General features: G+C 63.2%; 14 protein-coding genes. 6 read left to right on the top strand and 8 right to left on the bottom strand.

Annotated features, from left to right (window positions below; genetic code table 11):
* The first annotated feature begins 133 nt into the window (after positions 1-133).
* Entirely contained in the window at positions 134-1,159 is a 1,026-nt protein-coding gene (locus BBX50_RS02805; protein WP_065773815.1) for a histone deacetylase family protein, read from the top strand.
* Between the two features lie 98 nt (positions 1,160-1,257).
* Complete coding sequence (locus BBX50_RS02800; protein ID WP_065773814.1) at positions 1,258-1,611, top strand: hypothetical protein; 354 nt, start codon at positions 1,258-1,260, stop codon at positions 1,609-1,611.
* Positions 1,612-1,668: 57 nt separating this feature from the next.
* Here BBX50_RS02800 and BBX50_RS02795 read toward each other — a convergent pair whose 3' ends face one another.
* Positions 1,669-2,307, bottom strand: a complete 639-nt coding sequence (locus BBX50_RS02795) for an exopolysaccharide biosynthesis protein (protein WP_065773813.1) — start codon at positions 2,305-2,307, stop codon at positions 1,669-1,671.
* Positions 2,308-2,562: 255 nt separating this feature from the next.
* On the opposite strand from BBX50_RS02795, the gene BBX50_RS02790 reads away from it, so the two are divergent.
* Complete coding sequence (locus tag BBX50_RS02790) at positions 2,563-3,225, top strand: OmpA family protein (protein WP_065773812.1); 663 nt, start codon at positions 2,563-2,565, stop codon at positions 3,223-3,225.
* Between the two features lie 65 nt (positions 3,226-3,290).
* Here BBX50_RS02790 and BBX50_RS02785 read toward each other — a convergent pair whose 3' ends face one another.
* The 6 genes from BBX50_RS02785 to epmA form a co-directional block, all read right to left on the bottom strand.
* Entirely contained in the window at positions 3,291-4,106 is an 816-nt protein-coding gene (locus tag BBX50_RS02785) for a class I SAM-dependent methyltransferase (RefSeq protein ID WP_065773811.1), read from the bottom strand.
* A 67-nt stretch (positions 4,107-4,173) separates the two neighbouring features.
* The gene (locus tag BBX50_RS02780; protein ID WP_065773810.1) at positions 4,174-5,601 is read right to left on the bottom strand and encodes an MFS transporter; all 1,428 of its coding nucleotides are present in this window, start codon (positions 5,599-5,601) and stop codon (positions 4,174-4,176) included.
* 147 nt (positions 5,602-5,748) lie between these two features.
* On the bottom strand, positions 5,749-6,642 hold the full coding sequence (sigJ, locus tag BBX50_RS02775) for an RNA polymerase sigma factor SigJ (RefSeq protein ID WP_065773809.1): 894 nt from the start codon (positions 6,640-6,642) through the stop codon (positions 5,749-5,751).
* A 1-nt stretch (position 6,643) separates the two neighbouring features.
* Complete coding sequence (locus BBX50_RS02770; RefSeq protein WP_065773808.1) at positions 6,644-7,072, bottom strand: carboxymuconolactone decarboxylase family protein; 429 nt, start codon at positions 7,070-7,072, stop codon at positions 6,644-6,646.
* A 169-nt stretch (positions 7,073-7,241) separates the two neighbouring features.
* Positions 7,242-8,294, bottom strand: coding sequence for a lysine-2,3-aminomutase-like protein (locus BBX50_RS02765; RefSeq protein ID WP_065773807.1), 1,053 nt, complete (start codon positions 8,292-8,294; stop codon positions 7,242-7,244).
* Positions 8,291-9,343 (bottom strand): EF-P lysine aminoacylase EpmA, encoded by a 1,053-nt coding sequence (epmA, locus tag BBX50_RS02760; RefSeq protein WP_065773806.1) that lies wholly within the window; start codon positions 9,341-9,343, stop codon positions 8,291-8,293. Before epmA ends, BBX50_RS02765 begins: the two co-directional genes overlap by 4 nt.
* 160 nt (positions 9,344-9,503) lie before the next feature.
* Between epmA and efp the strand changes: the two genes are divergently transcribed.
* Both efp and BBX50_RS02750 read left to right on the top strand, forming a co-directional pair.
* Positions 9,504-10,073, top strand: a complete 570-nt coding sequence (gene efp / locus BBX50_RS02755) for an elongation factor P (RefSeq protein WP_065773805.1) — start codon at positions 9,504-9,506, stop codon at positions 10,071-10,073.
* A gap of 299 nt (positions 10,074-10,372) precedes the next feature.
* Complete coding sequence (locus BBX50_RS02750; protein WP_065773804.1) at positions 10,373-11,614, top strand: cyclopropane-fatty-acyl-phospholipid synthase family protein; 1,242 nt, start codon at positions 10,373-10,375, stop codon at positions 11,612-11,614.
* Here BBX50_RS02750 and BBX50_RS02745 read toward each other — a convergent pair.
* Positions 11,604-12,434, bottom strand: coding sequence for a lipo-like protein (locus tag BBX50_RS02745; RefSeq protein WP_065773803.1), 831 nt, complete (start codon positions 12,432-12,434; stop codon positions 11,604-11,606). The genes BBX50_RS02750 and BBX50_RS02745 overlap by 11 nt on opposite strands.
* A 165-nt stretch (positions 12,435-12,599) precedes the next feature.
* Between BBX50_RS02745 and mbfA the strand changes: the two genes are divergently transcribed.
* Positions 12,600-13,583: an iron exporter MbfA gene (gene mbfA / locus BBX50_RS02740; protein WP_065773802.1), complete on the top strand. Its 984-nt coding sequence runs from the start codon at positions 12,600-12,602 to the stop codon at positions 13,581-13,583.
* The last annotated feature ends 175 nt before the right edge of the window (positions 13,584-13,758 follow it).

The raw sequence follows: 13,758 nt of genomic DNA, 5'->3' as shown, positions 1-13,758 counted from the left end.
CCGCGAGTCTCCCTTCGCCCCGCTTGCGGGGAGAAGGTGGCCGGCAGGCCGGATGAGGGGCATCCACAAGGTTGCCAAGCCCGAAGCCTTAGTTAGGCTACCGGCACCGGTTCATAGCCTCTGAGGACACCCCATGCGCATATTCTACACCGAAGACCACAAGCTCCGCGACGCCAGGACCGAGCTCTTCGGCGGCGAACTGGTGGCACCCTTCGAAGCGCCATTTCGTGCCGAATGGATTTTGGCGGCGGTGAGGGAGGCGGGGTTCAACGATGTCGCGGCCCCCGAGCGTCACCGCCTCGACGTCGCCCTCAAGCTTCACGCGCCTGATTATCTCGATTTCCTTGAAACCGCTTGGTCGCGCTGGGTCGCCGACGGTTACCGCGGCGAGGCGATTGCAACCTGTTTTCCGGCCCGGCGCATGCGCCAGCATCCGCCCCGGGACATCGACGGCGCGCTCGGCTATTATTCCTTCGCCGCGGAGACGGCGATCACCGAGGGCACCTATGCCGCCGCAAGGGCGGCTATGGACTGTGCCCTCTCGGCCGCCGATCATATCCATGTCGGCAATCGGGCCGCCTTCGCGCTCTGCCGTCCGCCCGGCCACCACGCGGCGATCGATCTCTATGGCGGCTACTCCTTCATCAACAATGCCGCCTGCGCCGCCCAGCGCCTGCGCGACCATGGAGCCCGCAAGGTCGCCGTGCTCGACGTCGATTTCCACCACGGCAACGGCACCCAGGACATCTTCTACGAGCGCGGCGACGTCTATTTCGCCTCGCTGCATGGCGATCCGGTTGATGCCTTTCCCTACTTCCTCGGCTTTGCCGACGAGGAGGGGGCCGGCGAAGGGCTGGGCACGACGAAGAACTATCCCCTGCCGCGCCGCACCGGCTTCGACGTCTGGTCATCAGCCATGGCCGATGCGCTGTCACGCATCGCCGCCTTCGGCGCCGAGGCGCTGGTCGTCTCGCTCGGCGTCGATACCTTCGAGCGCGATCCGATCTCGTTCTTCCGGCTGACGTCCGAAGATTACATCCGCATGGGCGAGGCGCTGAAGCGCACAGGCCTGCCAGTCGTCGTCTGCATGGAGGGCGGTTATGGCGTGCCGGAGATTGGGCTCAACGTCGCCAATGTCCTCAGGGGCGTTTCCGGCTGAGCGATCGCGCAAACAAAATGCGATAGACCTCTATTGACCTCAACTTTACTTGAGGTCGTACGACTGCTCCTGTTCAAAAGTGACAGAGGGAAAGAGCAATGAGCAGCCTATCGACGACAGCAGTTGTGGCGCCGCTTTACCGCATCAACAAATATACCGTGCCGGTCGAGGCGCGGCAGCAGTTCGTCGAACTGGTGGACAAGACGCTGGCCGTCATCCGCAAGCAGGATGGCTATGTGAAGGACCTGTTCCTGGAGCAGCATGCCGGTCCCGGCCAGTTCGACTTCATCACAATGATCGAATTTACCAATGCCGATGTCGCGCCGAAGGTGGCCGCCGCTCTCATCGAGTTCGACCGCGAACTCGGTCTCGATCGTGCGGCGCTTATGAATACCCTCGGCATCCGCACCGATTTCGCCAGCTACCGGGCCTTTGGTGGTCTGGCTGCCTAAAACGGTTGCGCCCGGCCGATTTGCCGGGCCGTTCCGCCCTTGGCAGGCGTATGCGTGTCAGGAGACGAAGAACGTCGAGAGGCCCTGGCCGGCGGCGAAGGCCATGTAGGCAAGTACGGTGAAGTACACAGTCGTCGCAATCAGGAAGAGATAGCCGCCCGCGACCATCAGCCCGTCGCGCTGGATGATGCCGAGCGAGAGCAGGAGGATCGCGATCCCCGGGAGCGTGTTCGACAGTGGGATCAGCCCGAGCGGGAACATCAGAAGCACGCCGCCCGCCATGATCATCAGCCCGTTGAAGCGGTTCATCACCGCCCCTTGCGTCAGAAAGCCCAGGCGCGGTCGGACGTAGCGGTCGAGCTTGGAGACGAGGCTCGCGCCCTTTTGCAGCGTCGGTACCAGCTTTTCGGTCTCGATCTTGCGGTCGAGAATGCGCTGCGGCATCCAGGGCAGGCGATTGAGCGTGATCGAAACGGAAATGAGGATGATTGCCGCGCCGAAGACGGTGCTGACGCCGGGGATCGACACCGGCAACAGGAACGGCAGCGTCAGCAGGGCGCACAGCAGCAGGAAGCCCTGTTCGCCGATTTCGGTCATCAACTCGCGAAGGGTAATCGTCTCGCCGCGGATGGAGGCAATCATGCCATTGAGCGTGTCGCTGAGACTGCGTTGCGTATCGCCGAACTCGATTGCCATAAAATCTTGCCTCTTTGTCATCGCCGGACGGGACGCGAGCGGAAAACCGCGCAAGCATTTCTTCGTCCAGCTTCAGGTACCTGTCCTATCAAGGGCGTGTGAAGGATCGGTTAGTGTGTGTCCCGATCAGCACGCCAACCGCCGGCTAAGCGGCATTTGCCGGTAAACCATGGCGTGATTGGGACGTCTCTTCATCTTCCTGCCGCAATCCGTAGTATGAAGCAACTTCGAGCACCAATGGGGATAACTGATTCCATGATCAAGAAATGCGCCATTCTGGCTGTTGCGGCCATCTATCTTTCGGGATGCACCACCACCGATCCCTATACGGGCGAGCAGAAGATGTCGAACACGGCCGGTGGCGCGCTGATCGGCGCGGGCCTCGGTGCAGCGACCGGTCTGCTGGTCGGCGGCAGTGCTGCAGGACGGCGCGACTCGGCGCTTGTCGGTGCTGCCATCGGCGGCCTCGGCGGCGGCCTGATCGGCAACTACATGGACAACCAGGAAGCGGAACTGCGCGCCCAGCTTCAGGGCACCGGCGTATCGGTGACCCGCGCCGGTGACCGCATCATCCTCAACATGCCGTCCAACATCACTTTTGCGACCGATCGCGACCAGGTGATCCCGGCCTTCTACGACACGTTGAACTCGGTGGCGATCGTGCTGCGCAAGTTCAACAAGACGATGATCGATGTCGATGGCCACACCGATGCGACCGGCAGCGCCTCCTACAACCAGGGCCTTTCCGAGCGCCGTGCCGCTTCGGTTGCCAACTATCTGGCAAGCCAGGGCGTCGACCAGCGCCGCATGTCGGCCATGGGCTACGGCAAGGAGCGTCCGATCGCTTCCAACGGTTCGGAAGCCGGCCGGGCGCAGAACCGCCGCGTCGAGATCTCGATCGCGCCGATCAAGGCCTGATCAGCGCAAGATCATCGCTTGCAATCGAAGGGCTGCGCTGCACGGCGCAGCCCTTTTTCGTGCCGTCAGAAGCGATAGCGCAGCAGTCGACCCATCCGCCGCAGCATCGGCAGGACACTGACGACATGGGCGGCGATGCGGGCCATCGGCGACAGGCGCGCGAGCTGAGCGGCATCATATTCGCTGATCTCTTCGAGCAAGGTCAGGCCGGGCAATTCCCGCTCAAGCGCCCGCGCGTCCTCCATCCCCCAGCGAAGTTCTGCCCCTGTTGCACGCAAGGCCGAGTTGAAGCGCAGCATCTCGAGGCCGAGGTGGCTATAGGCGTCGAAGACGATTTCGCCGCCGGCAAGACAGGACACGATCCGTCTGAGGAGATCACGGACCTGCTGATCGCTGAGATAGGGCAGCACCCCCTCGGCAACGACGATCACTGGCCGGTCGTTCGGGATGGCGTCGATCCAGTCCCGCTCGGTTATCGACGACGCGATCGCCGTGCAGCCGGCCCGATCGGGGAAAAGCCGTTGCCGCAAGGCGATCACGTCGGGAAAGTCGACGTCGAACCATGAGACTGAGGCGGGCGGATCGAGCCGCAGCACCCGCGTGTCGAGCCCGCAACCGAGATTGAGCACGACCGCGTCCGGGTGGCGCTCAGTGAAGGCGCTGGTCCATCGGTCGAGCATGTGGGCCCGCACTGCAATGCCGATCATCATGTCATGGCCGATATCGGGTGCATGCGCCGGGCCGTCGAGCCGCCGCATCAGTTCGGCGGCAAAGTGATCATTGAGCAGGGTATCCGGCAGCGCGCTTTCCGCGGCCTTTGCCCGGAGCGTAACCAACATGGTCTCCTGCACGCCATGAAGGCCGATCCTCTCGGCGTTCATAGTCTCCTCCTAAGGGTGCCACGCCTTGCGTTCGCGGGTCCGGGCGGGCCTGCGCATGCGCCCGCGCCTAAGCGGTCGTCCGTCTCGACCGCCAGACACGTCTGGCGGTCAGCACTGCCAGCGCCGGCATCAGCGCGAACAGCCAGAAGAGCCAGGTCGCAGCCATCGCCACGCCTTCTTCCGATGGCGTTTCGATACCGGAGAGATTGGCGGTCAATCCGGCCAGTGCCGCGCCGAGTGCGGCGGCAAAGAGCTGCACCGTTGTAATCGAACTCGCTGCCTTCTCCGCTTCACCGTCGGGCGCAAACTCGTAGACGGCCGTGACGATGTGCGGCCACGCAAACCCCATGCCGAAACCGACCGCCATGATGCCGATGCAGAGCGGTGCGGCGATGACAGAGAATTCCGTCGCTGCCATCGGCATGAAGACGGCGATCAAGGCAAGACCGACGAAGCCGAACGCCGGGCCGGCAAAGATCGTCCGTTTCGCCCGTTCCCCGTGCCAATGGGCACTTGTCATCGATCCTGCCGTCCAGCCGATCGACATCAGCGCCGCAATGTAGCCGGCTACCAACGGCGACAGCTCATGCAGTTCCTGCAACAGGTACGGCACGTAAATTTCCGGCTGCAGGCCGACCATCAGCAGGGTGATCGTAGCATAAAGGGCGGCGAGCGGGGAGGCGAGCGTGAAGCTGCCGGAGGGCAGGAGCTTTCCGGCAGCACGCCGCTCGACGAGCAGCAGGCCCGGAAACAGAAGGACCGCAATGCCGACGCAGCTCAGCTGCTCGATGGTGGTCGTCAGCGTGCTTGCGACCGAAAGCGCCAGAACGATACCGACGAGCAGCAACAATTGCAGCAGGGGCAGCGGCGTACGGCCCTCTTCGGCCGCTGCCTGGCGGGGCAGGGTCGAGAAGGCAAGCATGGCCAGCAGCGCCGTCAGCGGCAGGAGCGACCAGAAGGCTGCACGCCAATGGGCGAACTCGGCAAACATGCCGCCGACGGCGGGGCCGATCAAGGTCGCTGTGCCCCAGGTGGCCGATATCAGGCCGATCGCCCGCGTCCAAAGCTCCGGTCGGAAGACCTGGCGGATCACGCCATAGGCGAGCGCATAGAGCAGACCGCCACCAAAGCCCTGGATCGCGCGGCCGGCAAGCAGCACCGCCATGGAGGGGGCGATGGCGCAGAACAGCGTGCCGAGGCCGAAGACGATGGCGCCGATCGCATAGGCCCCGCCGGCGCCCGCAGCACCGAGCATGCGGGCCGAGAGTGCGGCCCCAAGAATGGAGGCGGCAACGAAAACGGTCGTGCTCCAGGCGTAGTATTCGAGGCCGCCGATCTCCCGCACGATCGACGGCATGATGGTCGTCACCACGTAGATGTTGAGCGCGTGCAGCGCGACGCCGCCGCTGAGGATCAGCGAATGCACCGCATTTTCGCCGGATAAAAGCGCGCGCCAGCCGGTATCCTGTCGCGGAGCGGGGGTTTTCTCAAGCATGTCAGAGCCTCGTGCGTGGGCGGCGGCGCGAACGGGCGCCGGCTCACAGGATTGTTCGCAATTCCGGGCGCAGGACCGCGCCACGACATTGCTGGAAACGCTCCGGCCGGCGTGGGATATCGCGTTCGCGCGGCCAGCGCCGCAATGTCAGTGGAGCGCAGCCTCGCCGAAGTGCGTGAGCTTGTCCGGGTTGCGCATGATGAAGATGTCGTTGACGTTTCCATCGCCGTCATAGCCGAAGGCGACCGTCGCGGCGATCTCGTTTTTCGCCTCGTCCCGCAGCACAATGCCGCGGCCGCCGTTGATGTCGCCGATTTCCCAGACATAGTGCGCCCAGTATTCGGTAAGCCGGTCGATGATAAAGGCGAGCACCGTCTCCTTGCCCGAGAGCACGCCGAGCACGGTCGCGACCTTGCCGCCGCCATCGGCAGTCAGTTTCACATCCGCCGAAAGGAGTGCCGAGAGCCCGCCAACATTGCCGCCGTGGATTGCCTGATGGAACGCGGACAAGAGCTCGTCCTGTCGCTCGCGCGGCGTCTGATGCCGGGCCTTTTCGAGCCCGATGTTCGTCTTGGCGCGCGACACAAGCTTGCGGGCAGCCGCCTCCTGCATGTCGAGCGTTTCGGCGACCTCGTCATAGGGTTGGCCAAAAATCTCGTGCAGCAGATAGGCCGCGCGCTCCTTCGGCGTCAGCCGCTCGAGCATCAGCAGGAAGGCCGTCGTCAGCGATGACGTCAGTGCCAGCTTCTCCTCGGCATTGTCCTCGGCCGCGGTGTGGATCGGCTCCGGCAGCCATGCGCCGACATAGTCGACGCGCTTGCGGTGGGCGGCTTTCAGCAGATCCAGACAGCGCCGTGTGCACGCGGTCGTCAGCCACGCCGCGGGCGTTTCGATCGAGGCGTGGTCGACCTCCTGCCATTTCAGGAACGTGTCCTGTACCGCATCTTCCGCGTCGGCACGTGAGCCGAGGATGCGGTAGGAAAGGCCGAGGAGGCGCGGGCGCGCCTCCTCGAAAATCTGCATGTGCTTGGTGTCGTTCATGTCAGTGCCTCGAAGTCTGGATGCGGTTCCAAAGGTTGATCATCGCCACCGTCGAGGTGATGACGCTGATCTCCTTTTCGCTGAAATGCTGGCGCAACTCGACGCGGAGCGGCGCAAAGTCGGTGCGCGGCTCGAGTTCGGTCAAGGCTTCGGTCCAGGCAAGCGCTGCCTTCTCGCGCGGTGTGAAGTCATTGACCTGGTCCCAGACGATGATGCGGTCGAGCCGCTCGTTGCTCTCGCCTTCGGTGCGGGATTCCTTGGTGTGCATCTTCACACAGAAACCGCAGCGGTTGATCTGCGAGGCGCGAAGTTGCACCAGGTTGTGAATGGTCCGGTCGAGCCCGTGCAGATCCATCGCCTTGTGCACATCGGCAAGCGCGCCGAGCACATCGGGGATTTCCTGCTCGTAGCGGACGGCTTTATCGGTCATGGTCTCAACTCCATCGTTGTTGTGTTGCTTATGACCATGTGACGATTGAGGTCGGACACCTGTGACGCGCCTCTACGATTTTTTCTCAGGTGACGCCAAGAAAAATGATGCTGTTTGAAGTTTTGCTGAAATTTCAGATGCTTGATGCAATTCGATTTCGTGCGTGGCATCAGCCCTTCGGCGGATAGGTGTGTTCGCCGCCGCGAAAATCGGTGACCGTGTAGCAGCCGCCGCCATCGGCGGCGATCGCCGCCGCACTGATCACCGCCTTGCCGTGGCCGCCGGGAATATCGAGGATGTAGGTCGGTTGGCAGAGGCCCGAAACCCGCCCGCGCAAGGCTGCAACCAGCGCCTGGCCTTCCTCGATCGTCAGGCGGAAATGGCTGGTGCCAGGCGCCAGATCCGGATGGTGCAGGTAATAGGGCTTGATCCGCGTTTCGACGAAGGCGCGCATCAGACTGGCCAGTACATCCGCGTCGTCGTTGACTCCTTTCAGGAGCACCGACTGACTGACCATGACGATGCCGGCATCGATCAGGCGGGCCGAAGCGGCGCGCGCCTCTTGCGTCAACTCACGTGGGTGATTGGCGTGCAGCGCCACATAGGTCGCCTTGCCGCTCGCCTTCAGTGCCGCGACCAGTGCGTCATCGATGCGCGACGGTTCGACCACGGGAACGCGCGTATGGAAGCGGACGATCTTCACATGCGGTATGGTTTTCAGCCGTTCCATCAGTTCGGTGAGCCGGCGCGGCGACAACACCAGCGGATCGCCGCCGGTGAGGATCACTTCCCAGATCTCCTCGTGTTCGCAGATATAGGCGATCGCAGCATCGAGTTCGGTTGGCGTCAGCGTGCCCAGACCCTGCGGCCCGACCATCTCGCGGCGGAAGCAGAAACGGCAATAGACGGGGCAGACATGCACGGCCTTCAAAAGCACGCGGTCCGGATAGCGGTGGACGATGCCAGGCACCGGGCTGTGCGACTTGTCGCCGATCGGGTCTTCGCGCTCTTCAGGCAAAAGCGTCAGCTCGGCCGCATCCGGCACGAACTGCCGCGCAATCGGGTCGGCGGGATCGTTGGGGTCGATGAGGCTGGCAATGTCAGGGCTGATCGCGACGGCGTAGCGCGAGGCAACCGCGGCAATGGCGGTTTCCTGGGCGCCGTCGACGAGCCACGCCTCGACGAGTTCGCGTGCTGTCTTGATCGGGCGGTGGACGTTCACGGCTGTGTCTCCGCTACCGGCGCCCACAGCACCTGGTCGATCCGCGACGCCCCGGTTGCCAGCATCACCAGCCGATCGAAGCCGAGCGCGATGCCGCTCGCTTCCGGCATGATCGCGAGTGCTGCCAGGAAATCCTCGTCGAGCGGGTAGGTCTCGCCATAGACGCGCGCCTTCTCCGTCATTTCCATCTCGAAGCGTCGGCGTTGCTCGGTCGCGTCGGTGAGTTCGCCAAAAGCGTTGGCGAGTTCGACGCCGCAGGCATAAAGCTCGAAGCGCTCGGCAACGCGCCGGTCGCGCGCGGTCGGTCGTGCGAGTGCGGCTTCGGTCACCGGATATTCGTCAAGGATCGTCGCGCGGCCGAAGCCGAGATGCGGTTCGACCTTTTCGACCAGCACCCGGCTGAAGAGATCGGCCCAGGTATCGTCGGACGCGACGCGAAGTCCGGCCGCCGTCATTGCCGCGGCCAGTTGGTTGCGATCGGTTTCGCCGTTCGCCGCAATCGAGGCCAGGAGGTCGATGCCGGCGAAGCGCTCGAAGGCTTCCGCGACGCTCAGCCGTTCCGGCGTCGCGAAAGGATCGCAGCTCTGTCCCTGAAAGGCGAACTGCTTCGTGCCGGTGGTGTCTGCCGCAAGCGCCAGGATCTCGGCGCAGTCGCGCATCAGCGCCTCGTAGCTTTCACCAGTGCGGTACCATTCGAGCATGGTGAACTCAGGATGGTGCAGCGGCCCGCGTTCGCGATTGCGATAGACATGGGCGAAGCAGGCGATGCGTTCCTCGCCGGCGGCAAGCAGCTTCTTGCAGGCAAATTCCGGCGAGGTGTGCAGATAGAGCGGATGGCTGGAGCCGTCGTGATTGAGGGCTTCCGTCGGGAAGGCATGCAGATGCGCCTCGTTGCCGGGCGAGACCTGCAGCGTCGCGGTGTCGACCTCGATGAAGTCGCGCGCCTCGAAGAACCGGCGCAACGCCGATTGGATCCGGTTGCGGCCGAGAAGAAACGGGCGCCGGTCGGCATGGACATCCGGTGTCCACCAGGGTGAGGCATGCGGCATGATCGGTTCAGTCCAGGCTTTCTTCGCGCAGATACCGGCTCAGGCTGGCTATTTGCGCGAAATTAGGGTAGTGGCGGCGCGAAATCCTTCTTTCCGCGTCCTTCAGGGCCAGTGTTTCCGGCCCGCCGTGTCGCGCATACCTCTGTTACAAGGAAGACTAATGGTCAAGGTCATCGCTTCATCTGTCCGTAAGGGCAACGTTCTCGACGTCGACGGCAAGCTCTATGTCGTGCTTACTGCCCAGAACTTCCACCCGGGCAAGGGCACGCCGGTGACCCAGGTCGACATGCGCCGCATCTCCGACGGTGTGAAGGTCTCCGAGCGCTACCGCACGACCGAGCAGGTCGAGCGCGCCTTCGTCGAAGACCGCGAGCACACCTTCCTTTATGAAGACGGCGAAGGCTTCCACTTCATGAACCCGGAAAGCTATGACCAGCTGGTCATGACCACCGATGACATCGGCGACCTCAAGGCCTACCTGCAGGAAGGCATGGCCTGCATTCTTTCGATCCACGAGGGCCTGGCGATCGCGATCGACCTGCCGCGTCACGTGACCCTCGAAATCACCGAGACCGAGCCGGTCGTCAAGGGTCAGACGGCGTCCTCGTCCTACAAGCCGGCGGTTCTGTCGAACGGCGTTCGCACGCTCGTTCCGCCGCACATCCAGGCTGGCACCCGCGTCGTCATCGCCACGGAAGACGGCTCCTACGTCGAGCGCGCCAAGGACTGACACGGTCCAAGGACCGTTACGAACGAATGATCGCATCAACGGGGGCGGCAGGTTCAACCTGCCGCCCCCGTCGTCGTTTCTGTTTCATCGCTCAACGGATCGCTGACGGTCCGGGTGCAGGGCGATCCCGCAAGTCGCACGCGCGGGCCGTGTCCCGGCATAGCAACAGGCGGGTGAGGCTGATGAACCTCAAGGCGGCGGAGCGCTCGATCAGCAACCGCAAATTTAGGGGGCGCAATTCGAAAATCGGGTGCTAGGATGCCGGCGCCGATACGACGGTTTGTCACGAGAGGGTCTGCATGTTCCCATTGTCGCATATGATGAAGTCGTTCATTCGCAAGGGTCGCCTGACGGTGATCGATGCCGATGGCAAGCGCCATGTCTTTTCAGGCACACCCGGGCCGGAAGTGACGATGCGGCTCACCGACAAGAAGCTCTATCGCAGCCTCGTCTTCAATGCGGAGCTCGCGGCCGGAGAAGCTTACATGGACGGCACCATGCGCTTCGAGGAGGGCTCGACACTCAGGGATTTCCTGACGTTGTTCTCGATCAACCGGCTGTCGCTCGGCTCCTACCCGATCCAGAAGATCCTGCGCGCGGTAAAGATGCGCTTTCGCAAGCGCCAGCAGGCCAATCCCAAGGGCAAGGCGCAGCAGAACGTTGCGCACCACTACGATCTCGGCAACGAATTCTACAAGCTGTTCCTCGATGAGAACATGCTCTACTCCTGTGCCTATTTTCGTAAGCCGAACGAGACACTCGAAACGGCGCAGCGCAACAAGCTGCGGCTGCTTGCCTCCAAGCTCTGCCTGGAGCCCGGCATGAAGGTGCTCGACATCGGCTGCGGCTGGGGCGATCTCGCGATGTATCTCGCGCAATTGGCGGATGTTCAGGTGCTCGGCGTGACTCTTTCGAAGGAACAGCAGGCGCTTGCCACCGAACGGGCGCGCAAGGCGGGCCTTTCGGACCGGGTGCGCTTCGAGCTCAAGGACTATCGCGACGTTCAGGGACCGTTCGACCGGATCGTTTCGGTCGGCATGTTCGAGCATGTCGGCGTGCATCACTATGACGAGTTCTTCAAGAAGCTGAACGCGCTGATGCCGGATGACGGCCTCGCCGTGCTGCATTCGATCGGCCATATGAGCCCGCCCGGCATGGCGAGCTCCTGGCTCCGGAAATACATCTTTCCGGGCGCCTATTCGCCGGCGCTGTCGGAGGTCTTCGAGGTGGTCGAGCGCAACAGCCTCTGGGTTACCGATCTCGAGTTCCTGAGGGTGCACTACGCCACGACGCTTGCGCACTGGGGCGCGCGTTTCGAGGCGAACCGCGACAAGGTGATCGCGCTCTATGATGAGCGCTTCGCCCGCATGTGGGAGTTCTATCTGATCAGCGCCGAGATGATGTTCCGCACCGGCAGCCAGCTCGTCTTTCACATGCAGTTGTCGCGTTCCCGCGACGCCGCCCCGATCGTGCGCGATTACATTACCGATCGCCAGCGCGAGTTCATGACCCGCGAACAGGCGCTCTCGCTCAACCTTTGAACGTCTGTTCCGTGTCTCCCTGCCAGCGCAGCCGCTTGTAGTCGAAGCCGAATTCGAGCGTTGGCTTGACGATGGCGAAGAAGGGCGAGAGGTCGAAGTCACGCGGCGTATAGAGCGAATGGTGCCGGATGTGCAGGATCTCCTCGCGCGAATAGGTCGAGGTCGCGGCGGCACGGCCGGGCGCCCGGGTGACCTCGGGCAGGATCGGGTAGCGGATCTGCTCGAAGGCGGCGGCGATTAGCGTCGAGCAGATCGCCCGCGTCGGATCACCGGAACCGAAGGCAAGCAAGCGCCTGCGCCAACGCACCGGCACGGGAGGCGTCGGCATGAAATAACGCAGCATGTCGAGGATATTCTTCAGATCGTATTTCATCCCGAGCCGCGAGATCATGAAGCCGACGAGTGCCGCGCGATCATCCGGCGTCAGCGCGATCGGCCGGCAGATGCGCGTATTGAACGACGCGTATTTCTTCAGCGGCACCGCAACGCAGCCCTCGCCGATATTGACCTCGATCAGCTGCGGCCGCTCGATCACCGGCAAGGTCGCCTCGTCGAGCGATAACGGCATCTGGTCGCCCGCAAAAAAGGCGGCATGCGACCAGGTCGATTGCGTCAGATACTTGATCGCCGCCGAAACCTTCTGGTTGCCCTCGATCAAGAGCACGTCGCCGGGCCTGAGCGTGCGCGCGAGCGTTTCCTGATCGGAGGGCGTATAGGGCTCGTAGCCCAGGGTCTGCGTCTGCAGGCGGGCGGCAAGCCTGGCGCCGAGACGATCGAGAAACGTATCCTTGCTGTCGGAAAGCGGATAGATGGTCCTCATCGAGGCGATTGCTCCGGGAGGGTAAAGAGGGCAGTGGGGCAACCTCATGGTGGCTGAGCCGCGACGCTCTGTCGAGCAATTGTTGCATGATTGCATGGCTTTGGCCTTGACGCTGGCCGGCTCGGTTTCTATTTTTAGAATTATTCTAAAGAAGGTTTTCTCTCAATGTTTTCGCGTCTCTTCTCCCGGTCCAAACGCCCCTTTCTTTCCCTGAGCGAGCAGGAAATCCTGGCGCTTGCCATCTCCTCCGAGGAGGACGACGGCCGCATCTACCTCGCCTATGCCGACGCCCTGCGCGAGCAATATCCCCAGTCGGCAAAAGTGTTCGAGGAGATGGCGGAAGAGGAGAGCCACCACAGGCAATGGTTGATCGACCTGCATGTGGCCCGCTTCGGCAACCGCATCCCGCTCGTCCGGCGCGAGCATGTGCGCGACTTTCCCGATCGCAAGCCCGACTGGCTGATCGCAGAGATGCCGATCGAGAAGGCGCGCGAGGAGGCCGAGGCGATGGAGGAGACCGCGCACCGCTTCTATGTTCAGGCCGCCGCAAGAACGCAGGATGCCGCGACCCGCAAGCTGCTCGGCGACCTCGCGATCGCCGAGAAATCGCATGAATCGCTCGCCCGCCGGCTCGGGGAGAAGCATACGCCGGAGGATGTGCGCGCCGAGGAGGAACAGACCTCCCGCCGCCAATTCATTCTGACTTACGTTCAGCCCGGTCTTGCGGGACTGATGGACGGTTCGGTCTCGACGCTTGCCCCGATTTTTGCCGCCGCCTTCGCCACCCAGGACACCTGGCAGACTTTCCTTGTCGGCCTCTCGGCTTCGGTCGGCGCCGGCATTTCCATGGGTTTCACCGAGGCTGCCCACGACGATGGCAAACTCTCGGGCCGTGGCTCGCCGATCAAGCGCGGCCTTGCCTCCGGCATCATGACCGCGCTCGGCGGTCTCGGCCATGCGCTGCCCTATCTGATCCCGCATTTCTGGACGGCGACCGTCACGGCCGCGGTGATCGTCTTCTTCGAACTCTGGGCGATTGCCTTCATCCAGAACCGCTACATGGAGACACCTTTCCTGCGCGCCGCATTCCAGGTGGTGCTCGGCGGCGGTCTGGTCCTGGCTGCCGGTATCCTGATCGGCAACGCCTGACTGGATGCCCTTGCGGGGCGAACACCCCAAAAGCAAAAGGGCCGGTTCAACCGGCCCTCAGACCGCTGACAAACCCGTCGATTTTTCGGCGGGTTTTGTTTTGTGGATTTGGTGCTGACGTTGGGGCGGGTTTCCGGGTGGCAAAAGTGGCGGCCTGCGCTCACGCCGGTCTCGG

This window comes from Ensifer sp. LC11, assembly GCF_001695835.1.
GTDB lineage: Bacteria > Pseudomonadota > Alphaproteobacteria > Rhizobiales > Rhizobiaceae > Ensifer.
Note: the sequence above shows the minus strand (reverse complement) of the source record. Positions and strands in the feature narration are given on the sequence as shown.

What these genes read in the sequence shown, in the direction of transcription:
- epmA (WP_065773806.1), bottom strand. Translation starts at nt 9,343, where the DNA reads ATGCCGCATGCCTCACCCTGGTGGACACCGGATGTCCATGCCGACCGG.
- BBX50_RS02750 (WP_065773804.1), top strand. Translation starts at nt 10,373, where the DNA reads ATGTTCCCATTGTCGCATATGATGAAGTCGTTCATTCGCAAGGGTCGC.
- BBX50_RS02770 (WP_065773808.1), bottom strand. Translation starts at nt 7,072, where the DNA reads ATGACCGATAAAGCCGTCCGCTACGAGCAGGAAATCCCCGATGTGCTC.
- BBX50_RS02745 (WP_065773803.1), bottom strand. Translation starts at nt 12,434, where the DNA reads ATGAGGACCATCTATCCGCTTTCCGACAGCAAGGATACGTTTCTCGAT.
- mbfA (WP_065773802.1), top strand. Translation starts at nt 12,600, where the DNA reads ATGTTTTCGCGTCTCTTCTCCCGGTCCAAACGCCCCTTTCTTTCCCTG.
- BBX50_RS02785 (WP_065773811.1), bottom strand. Translation starts at nt 4,106, where the DNA reads ATGAACGCCGAGAGGATCGGCCTTCATGGCGTGCAGGAGACCATGTTG.
- efp (WP_065773805.1), top strand. Translation starts at nt 9,504, where the DNA reads ATGGTCAAGGTCATCGCTTCATCTGTCCGTAAGGGCAACGTTCTCGAC.
- BBX50_RS02795 (WP_065773813.1), bottom strand. Translation starts at nt 2,307, where the DNA reads ATGGCAATCGAGTTCGGCGATACGCAACGCAGTCTCAGCGACACGCTC.
- BBX50_RS02790 (WP_065773812.1), top strand. Translation starts at nt 2,563, where the DNA reads ATGATCAAGAAATGCGCCATTCTGGCTGTTGCGGCCATCTATCTTTCG.
- BBX50_RS02780 (WP_065773810.1), bottom strand. Translation starts at nt 5,601, where the DNA reads ATGCTTGAGAAAACCCCCGCTCCGCGACAGGATACCGGCTGGCGCGCG.
- sigJ (WP_065773809.1), bottom strand. Translation starts at nt 6,642, where the DNA reads ATGAACGACACCAAGCACATGCAGATTTTCGAGGAGGCGCGCCCGCGC.
- BBX50_RS02805 (WP_065773815.1), top strand. Translation starts at nt 134, where the DNA reads ATGCGCATATTCTACACCGAAGACCACAAGCTCCGCGACGCCAGGACC.
- BBX50_RS02800 (WP_065773814.1), top strand. Translation starts at nt 1,258, where the DNA reads ATGAGCAGCCTATCGACGACAGCAGTTGTGGCGCCGCTTTACCGCATC.